General features: G+C 68.1%; 2 protein-coding genes. Both read left to right on the top strand.

Going from position 1 to position 1,982, the window contains the following annotated elements; translation table 11 throughout:
* Positions 1-193 precede the first annotated feature (193 nt).
* Entirely contained in the window at positions 194-502 is a 309-nt protein-coding gene (groES, locus tag NBW84_RS21155; protein WP_043604033.1) for a co-chaperone GroES, read from the top strand.
* Between the two features lie 354 nt (positions 503-856).
* Positions 857-1,982, top strand: a 1,126-nt coding sequence (gene groEL / locus NBW84_RS21150; protein ID WP_250286708.1) for a chaperonin GroEL, incomplete at its 3' end; no start/stop codon positions are given.

Genomic DNA, 1,982 nt, shown 5'->3' with positions numbered 1-1,982 from the left:
CCGTGGTCCCGTCGTGCTCCCGCCGTCGCGCGGACCGCTCTTGACAGTTCTGACCGTGTTGGTTGACGTGGGCGGGGCGGGTGCTAAGTTGGCACTCGGCACGTGAGAGTGCCAGCGACGACAGGCGCCTGTTCACCCGCGACGGCAGGCCGCCAGGGTCGCTCTCTCATCCAGCGCAGGAAGGGGGAGGTCGATCGTGACGACCGCCACCAAGGTTGCGATCAAGCCGCTCGAAGATCGCATTGTCGTACAGCCGTCCGACGCCGAGCAGACCACCGCGTCGGGCATCGTGATCCCGGACACGGCCAAGGAGAAGCCGCAGGAGGGCACCGTCCTCGCGGTGGGCCCGGGCCGTTTCGAGGACGGCAAGAGGGTCCCGCTCGACGTCAAGGTCGGCGATGTCGTGCTGTACAGCAAGTATGGCGGCACCGAGGTCAAGTACGCCGGCGAGGAGTACCTGGTTCTCTCCGCTCGCGACGTTCTGGCGATCATCGAGAAGTAGGTATCCGGCAAGGATCCTCAAGGGCGTGTTTCGCCAGCCCGGACGGTATTCGGACGATATGCGGCTGTGCTCGACTGTGCTCGTCCGTATTCGTCCACACGCATCCGGTCCGCATGTGTCCGTATGCGGCTGTTCGTCCGGATCGGCGAAACACGCCCGCTTGCCATCGGGCCATGCCCGGTGGGCATCGGTCGATGCGGACGGCCGTCGTCCAGGCGCCGGTTCGCGCGATCTGACGATCCACCGGACACGGCCCAGGGCCACCAGGGTGCACGATCACGGCTTTCCGCGCGTGCCCGGGGGCCCGAAGGGATTCCAGGGCACGCCCTGAGCCGGTTCGGGAGGACCACCTAAATGCCCAAGATCCTGTTGTTCAGCGAGGACGCCCGCCATGCCCTTGAGCATGGCGTGAACGCCCTCGCGGACGCTGTGAAGGTGACGATCGGCCCGCGCGGCCGCAATGTCGTCATCGACAAGTCCTACGGCGCGCCGACGATCACCAATGACGGGGTGACGATCGCGCGCGAGGTCGAGCTGACCAGCCCCAACGAGAACCTGGGGGCGCAGCTCGCCAAGGAAGTCGCTACCAAGACCAACGACGTCGCCGGCGACGGCACCACCACCGCCACCGTCCTCGCGCAGGCGCTGGTCCGCCACGGTCTGCGCCAGGTGGTGGCCGGGGTGCCGCCGCTGTCGCTCAAGGCCGGTATCGAGGCCGCCGCCGAGGCCGTCTCGAAGGCGCTGCTGGAGCAGGCCATCGAGGTCGACTCGAAAGAGGTCATCGCCCATGTCGCGGCCATCTCGGCGCAGGACACGAAGGTCGGCGAGCTGATCGCCGAGGCGATCGACCGGATCGGCAAGGACGGTGTGATCACCGTCGAGGAGAGCCAGACCCTGGGCCTGGAGCTCGAGCTCACCGAGGGGCTGCAGTTCGACAAGGGCTACATCTCCCCGTACTTCGTCAGCGACGCCGACCGCATGGAGGCCGTCCTTGAGGACGCCTACGTGCTGCTGCACCCCGGCAAGATCAGCGCGCTGAGCGACATCCTCCCGCTGCTCGAGAAGGTGGTGGAGGCCCACAAGCCACTGCTGATCATCGCCGAGGACGTCGAGGGCGAGGCGCTCTCGACGCTGGTCGTCAACGCCATCCGCAAGACCTTCCAGGTCGTCGCGGTGAAGGCTCCCGGCTTCGGCGACCGGCGCAAGGCGATCCTGCAGGACATCGCCGTGCTCACCGGCGGGCAGGTCGTCGCGCCCGAGGTCGGCCTGAAGGTCGACTCCGTCGGCCTGGACGACCTCGGCCGGGCCCGCCGGATCGTCGTCGACAAGGACAGCACGACCATCATCGACGGCTCCGGGGACGAGACCAGCGTCGCCGACCGGGTCCGCCAGCTCCGCGGCGAGATTGAGGCCACCGACTCGGACTGGGACCGCGAGAAGCTCCAGGAGCGGGTCGCCAAGCTCGCCGGCGGGGTCGCGG

Origin of the sequence: Protofrankia sp. CiP1_Cm_nod2, from assembly GCF_920664355.1 — a bacterium.
GTDB lineage: Bacteria > Actinomycetota > Actinomycetes > Frankiales > Frankiaceae > Protofrankia.
This window is presented reverse-complemented; position numbering and strand designations above follow the sequence as displayed.